This window comes from Thiemannella venezuelensis, from assembly GCF_014203605.1.
Lineage (GTDB): Bacteria > Actinomycetota > Actinomycetes > Streptosporangiales > Streptosporangiaceae > Planomonospora_A > Planomonospora_A venezuelensis.
The window spans coordinates 87,871-105,970 of the sequence record NZ_JACHJJ010000026.1 but is presented as its reverse complement, the minus strand read 5'-3'; the positions used below and the strand labels follow the sequence as shown (position 1 = coordinate 105,970).

General features: G+C 70.9%; 18 protein-coding genes. 11 read left to right on the top strand and 7 right to left on the bottom strand.

From position 1 onward, the window contains the following. Positions 1-162: 162 nt before the first annotated feature. Both FHS22_RS30170 and FHS22_RS30165 read right to left on the bottom strand, forming a co-directional pair. Complete coding sequence (locus tag FHS22_RS30170; RefSeq protein WP_184947301.1) at positions 163-1,242, bottom strand: inositol-3-phosphate synthase; 1,080 nt, start codon at positions 1,240-1,242, stop codon at positions 163-165. A gap of 23 nt (positions 1,243-1,265) precedes the next feature. After that, positions 1,266-1,949, bottom strand: a complete 684-nt coding sequence (locus FHS22_RS30165; protein WP_184947298.1) for a PadR family transcriptional regulator — start codon at positions 1,947-1,949, stop codon at positions 1,266-1,268. 543 nt (positions 1,950-2,492) lie between these two features. Here FHS22_RS30165 and FHS22_RS30160 point away from each other — a divergent pair. The 3 genes from FHS22_RS30160 to FHS22_RS30150 are packed head-to-tail and all read left to right on the top strand — an operon-like array spanning position 2,493 to position 7,648. Further along, positions 2,493-5,153, top strand: a complete 2,661-nt coding sequence (locus tag FHS22_RS30160; protein WP_184947295.1) for a transglycosylase domain-containing protein — start codon at positions 2,493-2,495, stop codon at positions 5,151-5,153. Then, the gene (locus FHS22_RS30155; protein ID WP_184947292.1) at positions 5,150-6,466 is read left to right on the top strand and encodes a glycosyltransferase family 87 protein; all 1,317 of its coding nucleotides are present in this window, start codon (positions 5,150-5,152) and stop codon (positions 6,464-6,466) included. Before FHS22_RS30160 ends, FHS22_RS30155 begins: the two co-directional genes overlap by 4 nt. Before the next feature lie 18 nt (positions 6,467-6,484). Beyond that, positions 6,485-7,648, top strand: coding sequence for a mannosyltransferase family protein (locus tag FHS22_RS30150; RefSeq protein ID WP_184947289.1), 1,164 nt, complete (start codon positions 6,485-6,487; stop codon positions 7,646-7,648). 180 nt (positions 7,649-7,828) lie between these two features. Here the strand turns inward: FHS22_RS30150 and FHS22_RS30145 are convergent, their stop codons facing one another. After that, positions 7,829-8,587: a deoxyribonuclease IV gene (locus FHS22_RS30145; RefSeq protein WP_184947286.1), complete on the bottom strand. Its 759-nt coding sequence runs from the start codon at positions 8,585-8,587 to the stop codon at positions 7,829-7,831. 95 nt (positions 8,588-8,682) lie between these two features. On the opposite strand from FHS22_RS30145, the gene FHS22_RS30140 reads away from it, so the two are divergent. Beyond that, entirely contained in the window at positions 8,683-8,862 is a 180-nt protein-coding gene (locus FHS22_RS30140; protein WP_184947283.1) for a hypothetical protein, read from the top strand. 109 nt (positions 8,863-8,971) lie between these two features. On the opposite strand, the gene FHS22_RS30135 is transcribed toward FHS22_RS30140, so the two are convergent. Then, the gene (locus FHS22_RS30135; RefSeq protein ID WP_184947280.1) at positions 8,972-9,307 is read right to left on the bottom strand and encodes a hypothetical protein; all 336 of its coding nucleotides are present in this window, start codon (positions 9,305-9,307) and stop codon (positions 8,972-8,974) included. Positions 9,308-9,527: 220 nt separating this feature from the next. Between FHS22_RS30135 and rpsF the strand changes: the two genes are divergently transcribed. The 7 genes from rpsF (at position 9,528) to FHS22_RS30100 (ending at position 13,980) form a co-directional block, all read left to right on the top strand. Beyond that, positions 9,528-9,818 carry a 30S ribosomal protein S6 gene (gene rpsF, locus FHS22_RS30130; RefSeq protein WP_184947277.1) on the top strand — a complete coding sequence of 97 codons (291 nt, stop codon included), beginning with the start codon at positions 9,528-9,530 and terminating at the stop codon, positions 9,816-9,818. Positions 9,819-9,892: 74 nt separating this feature from the next. Further along, positions 9,893-10,477 (top strand): single-stranded DNA-binding protein, encoded by a 585-nt coding sequence (locus tag FHS22_RS30125; RefSeq protein ID WP_184947274.1) that lies wholly within the window; start codon positions 9,893-9,895, stop codon positions 10,475-10,477. A gap of 88 nt (positions 10,478-10,565) precedes the next feature. Continuing rightward, on the top strand, positions 10,566-10,802 hold the full coding sequence (rpsR, locus tag FHS22_RS30120; protein ID WP_012895699.1) for a 30S ribosomal protein S18: 237 nt from the start codon (positions 10,566-10,568) through the stop codon (positions 10,800-10,802). 13 nt (positions 10,803-10,815) lie between these two features. Continuing rightward, a complete protein-coding gene (rplI, locus tag FHS22_RS30115) occupies positions 10,816-11,262 on the top strand; it encodes a 50S ribosomal protein L9 (protein WP_184947271.1) in 447 nt (148 codons plus the stop codon). 144 nt (positions 11,263-11,406) lie between these two features. Next, positions 11,407-12,285: an ABC transporter substrate-binding protein gene (locus FHS22_RS30110; protein WP_184947268.1), complete on the top strand. Its 879-nt coding sequence runs from the start codon at positions 11,407-11,409 to the stop codon at positions 12,283-12,285. A gap of 73 nt (positions 12,286-12,358) precedes the next feature. Continuing rightward, entirely contained in the window at positions 12,359-13,204 is an 846-nt protein-coding gene (locus FHS22_RS30105) for an amino acid ABC transporter permease (RefSeq protein ID WP_184947266.1), read from the top strand. A gap of 32 nt (positions 13,205-13,236) precedes the next feature. Then, a complete protein-coding gene (locus FHS22_RS30100) occupies positions 13,237-13,980 on the top strand; it encodes an ATP-binding cassette domain-containing protein (protein WP_184947263.1) in 744 nt (247 codons plus the stop codon). 84 nt (positions 13,981-14,064) lie between these two features. Here the strand turns inward: FHS22_RS30100 and FHS22_RS30095 are convergent, their stop codons facing one another. From FHS22_RS30095 to FHS22_RS30085, 3 genes are all read right to left on the bottom strand, one after another. Next, on the bottom strand, positions 14,065-14,949 hold the full coding sequence (locus tag FHS22_RS30095) for a glycoside hydrolase family 16 protein (RefSeq protein ID WP_184947260.1): 885 nt from the start codon (positions 14,947-14,949) through the stop codon (positions 14,065-14,067). Between the two features lie 77 nt (positions 14,950-15,026). Then, positions 15,027-16,556, bottom strand: a complete 1,530-nt coding sequence (locus tag FHS22_RS30090) for an APC family permease (protein ID WP_184947258.1) — start codon at positions 16,554-16,556, stop codon at positions 15,027-15,029. Positions 16,557-16,672: 116 nt separating this feature from the next. Next, positions 16,673-17,974, bottom strand: coding sequence for an MATE family efflux transporter (locus FHS22_RS30085; RefSeq protein ID WP_184947255.1), 1,302 nt, complete (start codon positions 17,972-17,974; stop codon positions 16,673-16,675). Positions 17,975-18,100: the final 126 nt, after the last annotated feature.

Below are 18,100 nucleotides of genomic sequence, written 5' to 3'. Positions count from 1 at the left end.
TTACAGCGGCCTTCCAAGATTTTTCCGGAGGCCCCACGTGCCGCCGTCCCGGCAGGGACCGGCCGGCCGCACCAGGAGGGGGCCCGCCGGACCGGCTCCTCCGGCTCGGGGAAGGCGGGAGCCCTCCGCCCCCGAGAAGGGCGGAGGGCTCCGGAGGCACGGCTAGCGCTCGACCTCGCCGCGGATGAACTTCTCGACGTACTCGCGGGCCTCGTCGTCGGAGTACTGCTCCGGCGGGGACTTCATGAAGTAGGAGGAGGCCGAGAGGATCGGGCCGGAGATGCCCCGGTCGAGGGCGATCTTGGCGGCGCGGACCGCGTCGATGATGATGCCGGCGGAGTTGGGGGAGTCCCACACCTCCAGCTTGTACTCCAGGTTCAGCGGGGTGTCGCCGAAGGAGCGGCCCTCCAGGCGCACGTAGGCCCACTTGCGGTCGTCCAGCCACGGCACGTGGTCCGACGGGCCGATGTGCACGTCGGCCTTGCCCATCTCGTGCGGGATCTGGGAGGTGACCGACTGGGTCTTGGAGATCTTCTTGGACTGCAGGCGCTTGCGCTCCAGCATGTTCATGAAGTCCATGTTGCCGCCGAAGTTGAGCTGGTAGGTGCGGAGCAGCTCGACCCCCCGGTCCTCGAACAGCTTGGCCATCACCCGGTGCGTGATGGTCGCGCCGACCTGCGACTTGATGTCGTCGCCGACGATGGGCACCCCCGCCTCGGTGAACTTCGCGGCCCACTCGGGGTCGGAGGCGATGAACACCGGGAGCGCGTTGACGAAGGCGACCTTGGCGTCGATGGCGCACTGGGCGTAGAAGCGGTCGGCCTCCTCCGAGCCCACCGGCAGGTAGGACACCAGCACGTCCACCTGCTTGTCCTTGAGCACCTGGACCACGTCGACCGGGGCCTCGTCGGACTCCTCGACCATCTCCCGGTAGAACTCGCCGAGACCGTCGAGGGTGTGGCCGCGCTGCACGGTGACGCCCGTCGGCGGAACGTCGCAGATCTTGATGGTGTTGTTCTCCGAGGCGACGATGGCCTCGGACAGGTCGCGGCCGACCTTCTTGGCGTCGACGTCGAAGGCGGCGACGAACTCGACGTCGCCGACGTGGTAGTCGCCGAACGTGACGTGCATCAGGCCCGGCACCCGGGTGCCGGGGTCGGCGTCCCTGTAGTAGTGCACGCCCTGCACGAGCGACGAGGCACAGTTGCCCACACCGACAATGGCTACGCGCACCGAACCCATGGCACTCGCTCCCCTTTTCGTCATCAGTTGTCTTCCGGGGCGGTGGGCCGCTCCGGCGTATCGTCTCCGGACGCGGACGTCCGGGAAGTCCCTTCCTGCGTGGCCTGCCGCTCCGCGTCCCCGGCCGGGCCCTCGCCCGCTCCGCTCACCGCGGACCCCTGCCGCTCCGTCGCGATCAGCTCGTTGAGCCAGCGGACCTCGCGCTCGACCGACTCCAGTCCGTGGCGCTGGAGTTCGAGCGTGTAGCTGTCCAGGCGCTCCCGCGTGCGGGCGAGAGCCGTACGGACTCCGTCCAGGCGTTCTTCCAGGCGGCTGCGGCGCCCTTCGAGGATGCGCAGGCGCACCTCGGCCTCGGTGTGCCGGAAGAAGGCGAAGTGGATGCCGAAGCTCTCGTCCTCCCAGGCGGACGGGCCGGCCTGGGTGAGGAGCTCCTGGAGGCGTTCCTTGCCCTCCGCGGTCAGCCTGTAGACGATCTTCGACCGGCGGCCGGTGAGGGGGACCGCGCTCTCGGGAGCGGGTTCCTCCTCGACGATGAGCCCGTCGGTCAGCAACTGGCGCAGGCACGGGTAGAGCGAGCCGTAGGAGAAGGCGCGGAACATGCCGAGCAGAGCATTGAGACGTTTGCGCAGCTCATAGCCGTGTAACGGGGTCTCGTGCAGCGACCCGAGCACGGCGAGCTCCAGCACGCCGCCACGTCCACCGGCCACTGGAAACCACCACCTCTCGCGTCGATGTATCGAGCCGATACATCTAGAGGATACGTCGACTCAACATATCCCTGCAATCAGCGACTTTCCCAAGAGGTTGGGAGCAAACGTCAAAAAGCCGTAGTCTGGCGCTTATGTGGTCACATGGAGCAGCGGTGAGCTCTGGTTCCCGTGTGCTCCGGGCCCATGGTGAATACGGGGAATTCCACGTCTACGCGGGAGAGGTCTGCCAGGGTGGCTTCCGGAGCCATCTGACGATCTCGCTCGTCCTCGGGAACGGAGATCCCCCAGAAGAGGTCGGCCACCAGTGAGCCAAGGCGCTGAGATCTCCCGGGATCGGAAGGTAGTCTCACCCGCCTGCACGCCGTTGTAGACCCGATGACCGAACGAGGACGCGTGAGTTACAGCAACAGCTATGACCCGGAGCCGGGCGGGCGCGAACAGCGCCCGGACGGATCGGCTCGCCAGGGGCGGCGCCGTCGCTCGAACCCAGGAGCCGCTCCCCGTACCGTCCCCCCGTCTCCACCGGTCCAAACCGGCGACATGGGCCGGGGCGCGCCGCAGCAGGTGCCGGGGGCGCAGCCGCCGCCCGGACGGCCGGCGCAGGGACCCGATCCCCGGTACGGCGCTCCCGTCCTCTCGCAGGGGCCGGGCGGCCCGGGCCCCGGTCCCCGCCAGGGCCAGGTGCCGGTGCCCCGGCAGGGCGCGACCCCCGGCCCCCGGCCGGGTGCGGCTCCCGCCTCCCACCCGGGCACGGCCCCGGGCCCCCGGCCGGGCACCGGCGGAGTGCGTCAGCGGGACACCGACCCGAAGGGCCGCCGCGCCGAGGCGGCCTTCGAGGACACCCAGGCCATGCTCGCCGCCCAGGCGGGCGGCGGCCGCCCGGGATCCGGCGGCGGCGGGCGCGGCAGGGGCGGCGGTGGCGGCGGTCCGCAGGAGCCCGGCGGGGAGCCGGAGGGCCGCAGGAACTGGAAGCGCTTCCTGCCCAGCTGGAAGATCGTGATGGCCAGCTTCGCGGTCCTCGCCGCGGGCGTCTCCGGCATGATCGCCGTCGCCTACGCCAACACGCCGATCCCCCAGCTGTCCAAGGACGACGTCGACGACCGCGGAAGCATCGTCTACTACGCCGACGGCAAGACCCCGATCGCCCGGCTCGGCGTCAAGCGCACCCCGGTGACCATCGACAAGATCCCGAAGCACGTCCAGGACGCGGTGATCGCCGCGGAGAACCGCAGCTTCCGCGACGACAGCGGCATCGACTTCAGCGGCATGGCCCGGTCGGTCTGGAGCACGGTCAGCGGCACCCAGGTGCAGGGCGCCTCGACCATCACCCAGCAGTACGTCCGCGGCTACTACGAGGGCATCAGCAAGGAAGTCACGATCCAGCGGAAGATCAAGGAGATCTTCGTCGCGGTCAAGGTCAGCCGGGAGCTGGACAAGGACGAGATCCTGACCCGGTACCTCAACACCATCTACTTCGGCCGCGGCGCCAACGGCATCGAGGCCGCCGCGAAGACGTTCTTCGACAAGCACGTCTGGGAGCTGACCCCGCCCGAGGCCGCGTACCTCGCGGGCCGGATCCAGAACCCGAGCCGGTTCGACACCCTGGAGCAGGAGAAGAAGTTCGCCGCGACCAAGGAGCGCTACGAGTACGTGCTCGGCGGCATGGCGCTGATGGACCCCGGGGCCTACAGCAAGTACTCGGGCACCCCGTTCGAGAAGCTGAAGTTCAAGGAGATCAAGTCCACCGAGCTCTACGGGGGGCTCAGGGGCTACATGCTCAACATCGTCGAGCGGGAGCTCAGGACGTACGGCATCACGAAGGAGATGCTGGAGACCGAGGGGCTGCGGGTCGTCACCACCTTCGACCGGCAGATGATGCTCGACGCCAAGGAAGTGGTGAACGCCCGGACCAAGGGGCTGGACCCGACCATCCACGCCACGGTGGCCTCGGTGGACCCCCGCAACGGGCGGGTCGTCGCCTTCTACAGCGGCGACGACTTCATCGACGACTACAACAACCGCGCCTTCGACTCCACCAAGCAGGCCGCCTCGGCGTTCAAGCCGTACGTGCTGGCCGCCTGGCTGGAGGCCGGCCACTCCCTGGAGAGCTACGTCGACGGCAAGAGCCCCATCGAGATGCCGGGGACCAAGCCGATCGCCAACGCGGGCAACCAGAGCTTCGGCGCGATCAACATGGTGAAGGCCATGGCCAGCTCCGTGAACACGGTCTTCGTGCAGATGGGCGAGGTGGTCACCCTCCAGGAGGTGGCCAGGATCGCCAAGGAGGCCGGGGTCGGCGAGAAGGCCAAGGAGAACCCCATCTACGGCGGGAAGAACGGCGTCGACTACGCCGTCGACGAGCAGAAGTACCAGGTCACCATCGGCAGCGCCTCGGTCACCGCGGTCGAGCAGGCCGCCGGTTACTCGATCTTCGCCAACGCCGGCAAGCACGTCGACTGGCACACCGTCAAGGAGGTGCGGCGGGTCGGTGACGGCACGGTCGTGGTGAAGGAGCGGCGCAGCGAGAAGGAGGTCATCAGCCCCGAATCGGCGGCCGACGCGACCTTCGCCATGCAGGCCGTGGTCAAGGGCGGCACCGGCGGCGCCGCGAACCTCGGCTCGCGCCCGGTGGCCGGCAAGACCGGCACCAACAACGGCTACAAGGACGCCTGGTTCGTCGGCTTCACCCCGCAGCTCGTCACCGCGGTCGGCATGTCCAAGGACGTGCCGTACACCATGGACGGCAAGCGCAGGCTCAAGGTGGACAAGTACGGCCTGCCGAACCGGAAGATCAAGAAGGTCCTCTGGAAGGAGGAGGAGATGCCCTCCTTCATCGGAGGAGGCGGCACCCCCACCCAGATCTGGCACGACTACATGGCCAAGGTGACGGCCGGCGACAAGGTCGAGCAGTTCCCGCCGAAGTCCGGCGTCGGCGTCCCGAAGAACCTGGCCACGCCCAAGCCGACCCCGACCCCGACCCCCGACCCGTTCGACTCCGGCGGTCCGGGTGACGACACCTGGCAGCCGGACCAGGACGGCGGCGAGACGGAGGACCGGCCGGAGGGCCGCGAGTGCCTGCCCTGGGACGGCTCGTGCGACGCGCAGGGCACCGGCCAGCAGGACGGCGGCTTCGGCACGTCCCCCGGGGCGGCGGTCATGCCGAGCCCGACGCCGAGCGCGAGCGGCGGCCGGAGCCGATGAAGAGCGCCGAGTCGCTCCGGGACCCGCTGCCCGGCCTCGGGGTGCGGGCGGTGCCGTACCTGCCCCTGGCCCTGTTCGCGGGGCTGGGGGCGCTGCTGGCCTACCTGTGGAAGTGGCCCTGCCGATTCAACGCGGCGTGGAACGACGGCACGCTGCAGTTCACGAACTTCTGCTACACCGACATCTACCCCCTGTGGTGGAACGAGCACCTCAACGAGGGCAAGGTCCCCTACTTCGACTACCCGGTCGAGTATCCCGTCGGCATCGGCGGGATCATGGAGTTCTTCCGCCGGATCATCCCCGGCGACCCGGGCAGCCTGGAGGCCGGGACGGCCTTCTACGACCTGACCGTCATCCTCATGGCGGTCTGCCTGGTCGTCGGCGTGCTGATGACGGCCGCGCTGGCCGGTCCGGCCCGCCGCTGGGACGCGCTCTGGTACGCCCTGGCCCCGGCGCTGGTCCTCACCGCCTACATCAACTGGGACCTGGCCGCCAACGCCCTCGCGCTGGGCGCGCTGCTCGCCTGGTCGAAGCGGCGGCAGTGGCTGGCGGGCATCCTGCTGGGCCTGGCGATCGCCACCAAGTTCTACCCGCTGATGTTCCTCGGCCCGCTGTTCCTGCTGGCGTGGCGGACGGGCCGGTGGAAGCCGTTCCTGCAGACCCTCGGCGGTACGGCGGGCGCCTGGCTCGCGGTCAACGTCCCGATCATGGTCTTCGCCTTCGACGGCTGGAAGCGGTTCTACGTCTTCAGCCAGGAGCGCCCGGCCGACTGGGGCTCGCTCTGGTACTTCTTCAACCAGAAGGGCTGGCCGGTCCTCGGGGACGCCGAGCGCCTCGACACGCTGGGCGTCCTCTCGCTCGGCGCGTTCTGCGTCGGCATCGCCGTCCTCACCATGACCGCGCGGAACCGGCCCCGCCTGGCGCAGCTCTGCTTCCTCACGCTGGCCGCCTTCATGCTGACCAACAAGGTCTGGTCGCCGCAGTACGTGCTGTGGCTGATCCCCTTCGCGGTGCTGGCCCGGCCCAACTGGAAGCCGATCGCGCTGTGGATGGCCGCCGAGTGCTGGTACTTCTTCGCGATCTGGCTCTACCTGGTCGGACTCCAGGAGGGCAACGCGCACCTGGGCATCTCCGGTGACACCTACTTCACCGCGGTGTGGGGCCGGGCCGCCACGATCCTGATCATGATGGCCTTCGTGGTGCGGGACATCCTCCGGCCGGACAAGGACCTGGTCCGGCAGGACGGGGCCGACGACCGGGCGGGGGGCGTCTTCGACGAGGCCCCCGACCGGTTCCGGATCGCCCTCACCTGACCCGCGAGAGCAGACCGTATGACAGCCTCCACCGAGCCCGTGCGCGCCGCCGGTCCCGAGTCCGGAGCCGAGGCGGGGCGGGCGCGCGCCGCCACGGCGGAGGCGCTGCTGCTCTGGTTCGCCTCCCGGCTGGGCATCGTCGTCGTCGCCGTGGTGGTGGGGGCCAGAGCCATGGCACAGGGAGAGACCGTTGCGCCGTTCCTGGAACGCTGGAAGCACTGGGACGCGGGCCTGCTCATCACCATCGCCGAGCACGGCTACGGCGGCGACCCGGCGGGGGACCCGGACCCGGGCCTGCCGGCCTTCTTCCCCGGCATGCCGCTGGCGCTGCGCGCGGTGAACCTGATCACGGGCGACTGGACGCTCGCCGGGCTGCTCATCTCCCTCGTCGCGGGCGCGGTCGCGGTGGTCGCGCTGGCCCGGCTGGCCGAGTTCGAGGGCCCGCCCGGAGCCGGTCGGCGGGCGGTGCTGGCGCTGCTGCTCTGGCCGATGTCGATCTTCCTGTTCGCCGGGTACAGCGAGTCCCTCTTCCTGGCCTTCGCCGTCCCGGCGTGGCTGGCGGCCCGCAGGGGGAACTGGCCGCAGGCGGCGCTCCTGGCGGCCGGGGCCTCCTGCGTGCGGATCACCGGCCTGTTCCTGGCGCTCGCGCTGATCGTGGAGTTCGCCGTCCAGCGCCGCCCGGTACGGCAGGCGCCCTGGCTGCTGGTGCCGTTCCTGCCGCTGCTGGCCTACTCCGCCTACCAGTACGGCAGGACGGGCGACTGGCTGGCGTGGAAGCACGCGCAGGAGGCGGGGTGGGGCCGGACGATGGTCTGGCCCTGGGAGTCGTTCCTGCAGACGTGGGAATCGGCGATGGGGGAGGGGCAGTTCGCCTGGGCGTTCCGGATGGAGCTCGCCGGGGCGGTCGTCGGGGTGACGCTCGTGCTGGTCCTGCTCTACCTGCGGCGGTGGAGCGAGCTCGTCTACGTGGGGCTCCAGGTGGGGGCGCTGATCTGCTCGGCCTACTACCTGTCGATCCCGCGCTCGGCGGTGCTGTGGTGGCCGCTCTTCCTGCTCATCGCCCGGCTCGCCACCCCGGGACCGCGCTGGCGCACGGGGATCGTCGTCGTCTACGCGCTGGTCATGGGCCCGCTGATGGCGCTCAACATCGTGGCGTTCACGAACGGCGCCTGGGTGGGGTAATCACCTCTACCCCTTCCCGGACGAAAGTAATCCAGGGAAGTTATCCACAGGCTGGGGATTTCCGGGCAGATCTGTGGATTCTCCGGGCTCTGCGGCTTCTGCGGGCGGGAGGTCATTTCTCCGGGAGTTCCCGGAGCCTCCCGGGGACGACCGGTTACCGGCCCTTTTCCGGGAGGCGGGTCACAGGCCCTCCCTCAGGAACGCGATGTCCTCCGCCTGCCCGGCGGACGGGGTCTCCACCACGATCGGCGCACCGGCCTTCCGGCAGACGTCGAGGATGAGCGCGGGGTCGATGCGGCCCGCGCCGAGGTTGGCGTGCCGGTCGGCGCCGGAGTCGAACGCGTCGCGCGAGTCGTTGCAGTGGACCAGGTCGATCCGGCCGGTGATCGCCATGATCCGCTCGACCACGTCGGCCAGCTCCTCCCCGGCCGCGTGGGCATGGCAGGTGTCCAGGCAGAAGCCCACGTCGAAGCCGTCGAGCGCGTCCCACAGGCGGGCGATCCGCTCCAGCTTCCTGGCCATCGCGTTCCCGCCGCCGGCGGTGTTCTCGATGAGCACGGGGACCTCGTGCTCCTCCATGCGCTCGAACACCTTGCGCCAGTTGTCGAAGCCCTGCTGCGGATCGTCGCCGGCGCCGACGTGCCCGCCGTGGACGACCAGCCCCCTGGCGCCCAGTTCGGCCGCCGCCGCCAGGTGCGAGCCGAGCAGCTTGCGGCTGGGGATGCGGATCCGGTTGTTGGCGGTGGCCACGTTGATCACGTAGGGGGCGTGGACGTAGACGTCCACGCCGGAGTCCTTGATCTCCCTGGTCCTCTCGCCGATGACCGGGCTCTTCCAGCCCTGGGGGTCGCCGAGGAAGAACTGCGCGACCTCGGCCCCCCGGGCCCTGGCGTGGGCCAGCGGATCGTCCTGGTCGACATGGGCTCCGATGCGTGGCATGTGTCCGAGGGTAGCCGTTTCGCGGCCTGATCCCGGGGCAGTCGGAGGGGGCGCCCCACCGCCCGCCCCGCGGGCCGTCCCCCCGAGGAGTCTCGATGGCCTACTACCGCAGAGGGATCAGCCTGATCGGCCTCATCTACATCCTGGTCGGCCTGTACGTGGCCTGGGTGTACGACTACATCACCCCGGCGCTGCTCAAGGACATCGCCGAGGCGCTGCTCGCCGTCCTGCTGTGGTTCCTCGTCCTGCTCGGGGTCGACCTGCACCTGGGCTGACGGCGGGGACGTACGGCGCCGCGGGCCCACGGTGCCCGGGGCACCGTACGTCCCATGGCGCCCGGCCCCGGCGCCGGACCTTCCGGTGCGGGGGTTCACGGCGCCGGGCTCACGGCACGAAGCCGCCGTAGAAGATGCCGAAGGCCACACCCACGAACGAGGCCACGATGCCCACGATGTTGAGCACCCGCTCGGGCGTGGTCGCCGAGAGGTACTGCGAGTAGAGACCCCCGGCGAAGCCCAGCAGCCCGGCCCACGACGCGATCACGTGCGACGCCGGGGAGAAGGTGGCGACCAGGGCCACCAGGCCGAGGACGAGCGTGGTGACGCTCAGGATGTTCTGGACGGGGTGGCGCCGGCCGTCGGTGTTCAGAGTGAACCTCGACGCCGGCTTCCCCGTGGGACGGATGACGGGCTTTCCCGCAGGACGGATGACGTGCGACATGGATCACACCCCCCTCTTCCTCTGTCAGTGGGGGTTCCCTCCGGAAAGTCCGCTGAACCTCCGACCCGCTGGTAGGCTGACGAGGCTGCGTCGTATGGGTGTGTTATCCGCCGCCCGCCATCCCGGTGCCGAAGTGGGCGTCCGGGGTGAAGACGTCGGCGTCCTCCTGTCACGGCACGGTGTCGTGACCGCAACAGTCCAGAGGAGGTTGGAAGCCAGCATGCGTCGTTACGAAGTGATGGTCATCCTCGACCCTTCGCTCGATGAGCGCACGGTGGCCCCTTCCCTCGACCAGTTCCTCACGGTGGTCCGCAATGACGGCGGCACCGTGGAGAAGGTCGACGTGTGGGGCCGTCGTCGGCTGTCCTACGACATCGCCAAGAAGCCCGAGGGCATCTACGCCGTCATCGACTTGACCGCGGAGCCCGCCACGGTCAAGGAGCTCGACCGGCAGATGAACCTCAACGAGGGCATCCTCCGCACCAAGGTCCTGCGTCCGGACGTGCACTAAACCCCGAATTTGTCGGGGGCCAGCCGTACTCTGAGCCGAGAACCAGCGAAGGCCGCAGGAAGGGCAACGCAGCCATGGCAGCAGGCGACACCACGATCACCATCGTCGGCAACCTCGTCGACGACCCGGAGCTGCGCTTCACCCCCGCGGGTCAAGCGGTGGCCCGGTTCCGCATCGCATCCACTCCGAGGTTCCTGGACAAGCAGACCAACGAGTGGAAGGACGGCGAAGGCCTGTTCCTGACCTGCAACGTGTGGCGGCAGGCGGCGGAGAACGTCGCCGAGAGCCTGCAGCGCGGCATGCGGGTCATCGTTCAGGGACGGCTGCGCCAGCGGTCCTACGAGACCAAGGAAGGCGAGAAGCGCACGGTCTACGAGGTCGAGGTCGACGAGGTCGGCCCCTCCCTCCGCAACGCCACCGCCAAGGTCAACAAGACCGCCCGCCAGGGCGGCGGCGGTGGCTTCGGCGGCGGCCCGGCCAACGACCCGTGGGCCTCCGCGGCCCCCGCCGCCCCCCAGGGCGGCGGCGGTTACGGCGGCCCGCAGCAGGGCGGCGGCTACGGCGGCGGCCCCCAGCAGGGCGGTGGCTACGGCGGCCCCCAGCAGGGCGGCGGTGGCTACGGCGGCGGCGGCGACTTCAGCGACGAACCGCCTTTCTGAGCAGTCCCCCGGGACCGCACCAATCCAGTCCCCAGTATCCGCAGCGACCATTCCCGCCTGACGGCGGGGCTCTGAAAGGAGCACCACGATGGCCAAGCCGGCACTGCGCAAGCCCAAGAAGAAGGTTTGCCTGTTCTGCCACGACAAGATCTCCTACGTCGACTACAAGGACACGGCGCTGCTTCGGAAGTTCATCTCCGACCGCGGCAAGATCCGTGCCCGCCGGGTGACGGGCAACTGCACCCAGCACCAGCGTGACGTGGCGACCGCTATCAAGAACGCTCGTGAGATGGCGCTCCTGCCGTACATGAGCACCGCGCGCTAAGGAGGTCCGACAGATGAAGCTCATTCTCACCAGTGAGGTCACCGGCCTCGGCGCCCCCGGCGACATCGTCGAGGTCAAGAACGGTTACGGCCGCAACTACCTGCTCCCCCGCGGCTTCGCGATCCAGTGGACGCGCGGCGGCGAGAAGCAGATCGCCTCGATCAAGAAGGCTCGCGACGCCCGCGAGATCCGTGACCTGGGCACCGCCCAGGAGGTCGCGGGCCGGCTCAAGTCCCTGAAGGTGGTCCTGAAGACGAAGGCCGGCGAGTCCGGCCGCCTCTTCGGCTCCATCACCACGGGCGACGTCGCCGAGGCCGTCAAGGCCGCCGGCGGCCCCCAGCTGGACCGCCGCCGCATCGAGATCACTTCTCCGATCAAGAGCCTCGGCTCCCACCGGGTCAGCGTCAAGCTGCACCCGGAGGTCTCCGCCGTCCTCGACGTCGAGGTCGTCGCGGCCTGACCCGGCAGCATCGCAGGGCCCTTCCCCGGTTGCCGGGGGAGGGCCCTCGTCGTCTCTCCGGAGGTCCGGCCGCCGAGGCCGGTCTCCAGGGCCGGGCAGGGATACGTAGAATTTCGTGGTCATTGCTCTATCTGGAGGTTCGTCATGGTCCGTCCTTCGATGCTGCTCGCGCTCGGCGCCCTCGCCGCGGCCGCGGTCGCCTGTGCGCCCGCCTCGGAGCCGGTCACCCAGGCGAGCCCCTCGTCACCGGCGGGCTCGACGGCCCCGGCGGCCTGCGCCAAGGACGGGCTCGCGCTGAAGACCCCGGGCAAGCTGACCGTCGGCACGGACAAGCCGGCGTACGAGCCCTGGTTCAAGGACGACGACCCCGCGAACGGCGAGGGCTTCGAGAGCGCCGTCACCTACGCCGTCGCCACGCAGCTCGGATTCGCCAAGGACGAGGTCGTCTGGGAGACCGTGGCGTTCGACACCGCCTTCGCCCCCGGCGCCAAGAAGTTCGACTTCGACGTCAACCAGGTCTCCATCACCCCGGACCGGGCCAAGGCCGTCGACTTCAGCGACGGCTACTACACGGTCAAGCAGGCCGTCGTCGCGGTCGAGGGCTCGAAGTTCGCGACGGCGGCGGACCTGGCCTCGCTGAAGGACGCCGTGATCGGCGTCCAGGTCGGCACCACCAGCCTCCAGGCGGTCAGCGACGTCATCAAGCCCTCCGCCCAGCCCAAGGTCTACAGCCAGCAGGTCGACGCGGTGAACGCGCTGAAGAACAAGCAGGTGGACGCCATCGTGGTGGACCTGCCGACCGCGTTCTACGTCACCGCCGCGCAGGTCGAGAACTCCACGATCGTCGGCCAGTTCGGCGCCACCGGCGGCACTCCGGAGGAGTTCGGCCTGGTCTTCGAGAAGGGCAGCACGCTGGTCTCCTGCGTCAACGAGGCCATCGCCGAGCTGGAGTCCTCCGGCGAGCTGGCGAAGATCGAGAGCCAGTGGCTCAGCGCGGCCGCGGGCGCCCCGGAGCTGAAGTGACCCCGTACTCCGCCGGACGGCCCGCCGTCCCCGGCGGAGGGGGCTCCCCCCTCCGCCGGCTCCAGGCCCACCGGTGAGCGGGGCCACCCGGGTCAAGAGCGACCGCCAGCTCCAGCGCGAGCGGCTCCGCCGTACCCGGGCCGTGCGGTCGGGGACGGTCGCCACGGTCTCCACGATCGTCTTCCTCGGGGCGGCGGCCGCGGTGGTCACCCGCTCGCCGGGCTGGCCGCGGGTGCAGGACTCGTTCTTCGACCCCGAGGCGTTCGCGAGGGCCTGGCCCGACGTGCTCGACGGGTTCTGGACGAACGTCCAGATCTTCCTGATCGCCGAGCCGCTCATCCTGCTCCTGGGCCTGCTCGTCGCCCTGGCCCGCAACCTCCGGGCACCGGTCTTCTTCCCGCTGCGGGCCCTGGCGGTGGCCTACACCGACGTGTTCCGCGGAGTGCCGACCCTCCTGGTCATCCTGCTGGTCGGCTTCGGTGTCCCCGCGCTCAACCTGCAGGGGGCGCCGAGGGACGAGGTGACGCTGGGCGTCATCGCCCTCACCCTCGCCTACGGGGCGTACGTCGCCGAGGTGTTCCGGGCGGGCATCGACTCGGTCCACCCCAGCCAGCGGGCCGCGGCCCGCTCCCTCGGGCTGAGCCACGGCAAGACCATGCGCTACGTGGTCCTGCCCCAGGCCTGGCGCCGGGTCGTGCCGCCGCTGCTCAACGACTTCGTCTCCCTGCAGAAGGACACCGCCCTGGTCTCGACCATCGGGGTGATCGAGGCGCTGCGCCAGGCCCAGATCTACGCGGCGAGCAAGTTCAACTACACGCCCTACCTGGCGGCGGCGCTGCTGTTCGTCCTGCTCACCATCCCCATGGCCCGCTTCACCGACTACCTGGCGGCCCGCTCGCAGAGGCGGCGCGGCCAGTGACACGCGACGACACCGGGGAGCGGAGAGGGCCCGTGAGCCTGCTGACCATCGAGGACGTCTGGAAGGACTACCACGGCACCAGCGTGCTGCGCGGGATCGACCTCTCGGTCGAGGCGCACGAGGTGGTCTGCCTCATCGGCGCCTCGGGCTCGGGCAAGTCCACGCTGCTGCGCTGCGTGAACCTGCTGGAGACCGTCGACGACGGCGCGATCTACCTGGACGGCGCCGAGATCACCGACGTCCGGGTGGACCCCGACGACGTGCGCAGGCGCATGGGCATCGTGTTCCAGGCGTTCAACCTGTTCCCGCACATGACCGTGCTGGACAACATCACGCTGGCACCCCGCAAGGTGCACGGCACCGGCCGGGCCCGGGCCGAGGAGGAGGCTCGCGACCTGCTGGCCAGGTTCGGCCTGGCGGACAAGGCCGGCGCCTATCCCGACCGGCTCTCCGGCGGCCAGCAGCAGCGCGTCGCCATCATCCGGGCCCTGGCCACCCGGCCCCGCCTCATGCTGCTGGACGAGGTCACCTCGGCGCTCGACCCGGCACTGGTCACCGAGGTGCTCGGCATCATCAGGGAGCTCAAGGAGGGCGGGATGACGATGATCCTGACCACCCACGAGATGGGCTTCTGCCGGGAGATCGCGGACACCGTCTGCTTCCTCGACGGCGGCGTGCTCCTGGAGCGCGGCACCCCCGAGCAGATCTTCACCGACCCGCGGGAGCCCAGGACCAGGCAGTTCCTGAAGAGCGTGCTCGACGCCCGCAGGCTGTGACCTCCCACGGCCTCGTGTGACCTCCCGTGACCTCCCGTGCGGCGGGCGCGGCCCGGGAGGGAAGGGCCCGCCGCACGGGCCGTCCTACCGCCTGGTGTACACGCGGACGTAGTCCACCAGCATGGTCGCGGGGAACCTGGTCCGCGCGCCGGGCGGGCCGGGCCACGTGCCGCCCACGGCGACGTTGAGCAGCAGGTGGAACGGGTGGTCGAAGACCCACCGGGAGCCGGCCTGCAGACCGCTCCTCCGGGCGGTGAAGTACGGCCTGCCGTCGAGCAGCCAGGTCACCTTCCCGGGCGACCACTCCACGGCGAACACGTGGAAGTCGTCGGCGAACCTGGCCCCGCCGGGCAGGACGGCTCTCCCGCCCACGCCGGAGAAGGGGAAACCCGGGCCGTGCATGCCGCCGAACACCGTGCCCGGGTGCCTGCCGATGACCTCCATCACGTCGATCTCGCCGTTGTGCGGCCAGCCGACCCGGTCGGCGTCGTCGCCCATCATCCAGAACGCGGGCCAGACCCCCTGCCCGGCGGGCACCTTGATCCTGGCCTCGAAGCGGCCGTAGGCCTGGGAGAACCTGCCCCTGGTGGTGATCCTCGCCGAGGTGATGTCGCAGGTGCCGTACAGGCAGCCCGCCATCCCCGGCAGCCGCTCCCGCCGGGCGGTGACGGCCAGGCGTCCCCTGCCGTCCAGGGAGGCGTTCTTCGCGCGGTCGGTGTAGTACTGCCATTCCTGGTTGCCCCAGCGGGGTTCGCCGCCGAGGTCGTGGACCCACCTGGACCCGGAGGGCCTGGCGCCCTTCCTCCCGTCGAACTCGTCGTGCCAGCTCAGCTTCCACCGGGCCGCGGCAGCCTCCCGCCCGGCCGGCCCGAGCGGGCCGCCGGCCTCGGCGGGGCGGAGCGGGGCGGTGAGCGCGGCCGCGGCCAGGACCGCGGCGACCGCGGCGGTACGGCGGGCGATCGGCTTCATTCCACCTCCGATGGGGGATGCCGAGACCGTCCCACGCCGGCCGGCGGGCGGTCAACGCCGGGCCGCCCGGACCGGCCCTAGCGGCGGTGCCGGCCCCGGAGGCCCACGGGGGGCTCCAGCGGCGGCTGCCCGCCCGCCAGGACGCTCTTGCGCCTGCCGTACGCCAGGTAGACCAGGACGCCGAAGGCCATCCAGGCGATGAAGTACAGCCAGGTGACGACCTGGAGGTTCACCATGAGCCAGAGGGTCGCCAGGATCGAGGCGATCGGGACGTACGGGGAGAGCGGGGCGCGGAAACCCCGGGGCAGGTCCGGCAGCGTCCGGCGCATCCGGATCACCCCGGCCGCCACCGCGAGGAACGTGAACAGGGCGCCGATCACGACCAGCGGCTCCAGCGTGAGCACCGGGACGAACTCGGCCAGCAGGATCGCCGCGCCGCCGATGACCAGAGTGGCCCGCGACGGGCTGTGGTAGCTGCGGTTGATCTTCGCCAGGGGGCGCGGGAACAGCCCGTCGCGGGCCATGGAGAAGACCACCCGGGTCAGCCCGACGAGCAGCACAAGGACGACCGTGGTGAGGCCGAGGACCGCGCCGGCGTTGATGACGTGGACCATGAAGCCCTCACCGGCCTGACGGAAGGCGCTGGCGAGCGGGGCGCTGGCGTCGATCTTCTCGTACGAGGCCATGCCGACCATCACGGCCGCGACCACGATGTAGACGACCGTGGTGACCACCAGGCTGCGGATGATCCCCTTCGGGATGGACCGGGGCGCGTCCTCGGCCTCCTCGGCGGCGGTGGCCACGACGTCGAAGCCGATGTAGGCGAAGGTGATCGTGGCGGAGGCGGCGAAGATGCCGAACCAGCCGAACGCGGTCGTCTGGCCGAACACCAGCCCCAGCAGCGGGGAGTCGAGGAAGCCCTCGGACGCCTTGATCGGGGCGGTCGGCGCCGGGATGGCCGCGAGGTTGCCCTCGTCGAAATGGAGCGCGCCGACGACGATGACCGCGCCGATGGCCGCCAGCTTCGCGACCACGATGATCCACAGGGTGCGCAGGCCGATCCGGGCGCCGAGCGCGACCACGCCGGTCAGCAGCACCAGGATGACCAGCGTGAACAGGTCGAACCCCTCGACCTGGCCGATGACCCCGGAGAGCGGTTCCGGGATCCGGACGCCCAGGTCCGCGAGCATCTGGGCGGCGTAGAGCGACCAGGCGCGCGCCACTACCGCGGCGGCCAGGAGCAGCTCCATCACCAGCGCCCAGCCCACGGCCCAGGCCCAGACCTCGCCGAAGATGACGTAGGTGAAGGTGTAGGCGCTTCCGGAGGCCGGCATGGCGGAGGAGAGCTCCGCGATGCAGAAGGCCACCAGGAGGCTGGTGATCCCCGCGATCATGAAGGAGAGGATCACACCGGGCCCGGCCATGGTGGCCGCCTGGCGGCCGGCGAGGCTGAAGATGCCCGCACCGATCATGACGCCGATGCCGAGGACGATGAGGTCGCTGGGGCCGTAGGTCTTGGCCAGGCCGTGGCGCGCGCCGGTCCAGCGGCCCGTCGCCTCGCTCGGAGGCAGACGGCGCGCGATGGACGGAGAGCGGCTCTCGGGCACGGCGCGGCCAATCCTGCTGGAGAGGGCAACATCCTTGTTGCCGGACCCGACTCACAGTGCCTCAGAGGGTCCCGCCCTAACAAGAGCCGGGCGATTACGTGGTGGACACCTCCAGGTCACGCACCGATCACCAACCAGTTGCTTCCGCTCGCGCGCAGCCCCAGAGTCACCAGCCGGGCGGCCATCCACAGCCCCAGCGCCCCCCAGAGCGCGACCAGCCCGCCGCCGCCGACGACGACCAGCAGCGCCGCGGGCAGGTAGGCGAGCGTCGTCCACACTCCGGCACGGGCGAGATAGGCCTGGTCCCCGGCGCCGATCAGCACCCCGTCCAGGACGAACACCGCCCCGGCGACCGGCTGCAGGAGCACCACCACCCAGAGCACGGCGGACAGCTCCCCGGCCACTGCGGCCTCCGCACCGAACAGGCCGGGCAGGAGCGGCCCGGCCGCGAGCACCAGCAGGCCCAGCACCACTCCGGAGCCGACCCCCCAGGCGACCATCCGGCGGGTCGCGGCCCGGGTGCCCGCCACGTCGCCGGCGCCCAGGGCGTGGCCGGTGATCGACTGCCCGGCGATGGCGATCGCGTCCAGGGCGAAGGCCAGCAGGGTCCAGATCCTGGCGGCGATCGTGTGGGCCTCGATCTGGTGCCCGCCCATCCGGGTGGCGACGGCCGTCGCGATGACCAGCACGGCCTGCAGGCACGCCGTACGGACGACCAGGGCGATCCCGGCCGCCCCGGCCGCCCTGATCCCGGCGAGGCGGGGGCGGAACGGCGCCCGGTGGCGGACGGCCGTCACGGCCAGGTAGACCACGGCGGCGAGGGTCTGCGCCAGGACGGTGCCCCAGGCCGAGCCCGCGACGCCCCAGCCCAGCCCCAGCACGAACAGGACGTTGAGCAGCGCGTTGAGCACGAACGAGCCGACGGAGACCAGCAGCGGCGTCACGGCGTCCTGCATCCCGCGCAGCACCCCCGTCCCGGCCAGGACCAGCAGCATGGAGGGCACGCCCAGCAGGCTGATCCGCAGGTACACCACCGCCTGCCGGGCCAGCTCGCCCTCCGCGCCGACCAGGTGCACGAGGTACGGCGCCAGCGGCCACACCACCGCGATGACCGCCAGCCCGACCCCGGCCGCCAGCCAGAGGCCGTCCACCCCCTGCCGGATCGCCCGCGGGGTGTCGCCCGCGCCGATCTGCCTGGCGACGGCCGCGGTGGTCCCGTAGGCGAGGAAGACGCACAGTCCCACGAGGGCGCTCAGCACCGTGCTCGCGACCCCGAGCGCGCCGAGCGCGGGCGCGGGCAGCCGGCCGACGATGACGGTGTCCGTCAGCAGGAACAGCGGTTCGGCGATCAGGGCTCCGAAAGCGGGGACGGCCAGCCGGAGGATCCGACGGTCGAGGGCACCGGGGGTAAGAGGCACGGCTCAATTGTGCCTCTTACGTTCCGCCGCGCTCCCCGGGGGTGGGGCGGGCGGCGGCGCGAGAGCCGGCGGACCGGGCGGGACCGGCTCCCCGGGGCGGGGAGCGGCCGGGACGCCCGGGAGAGG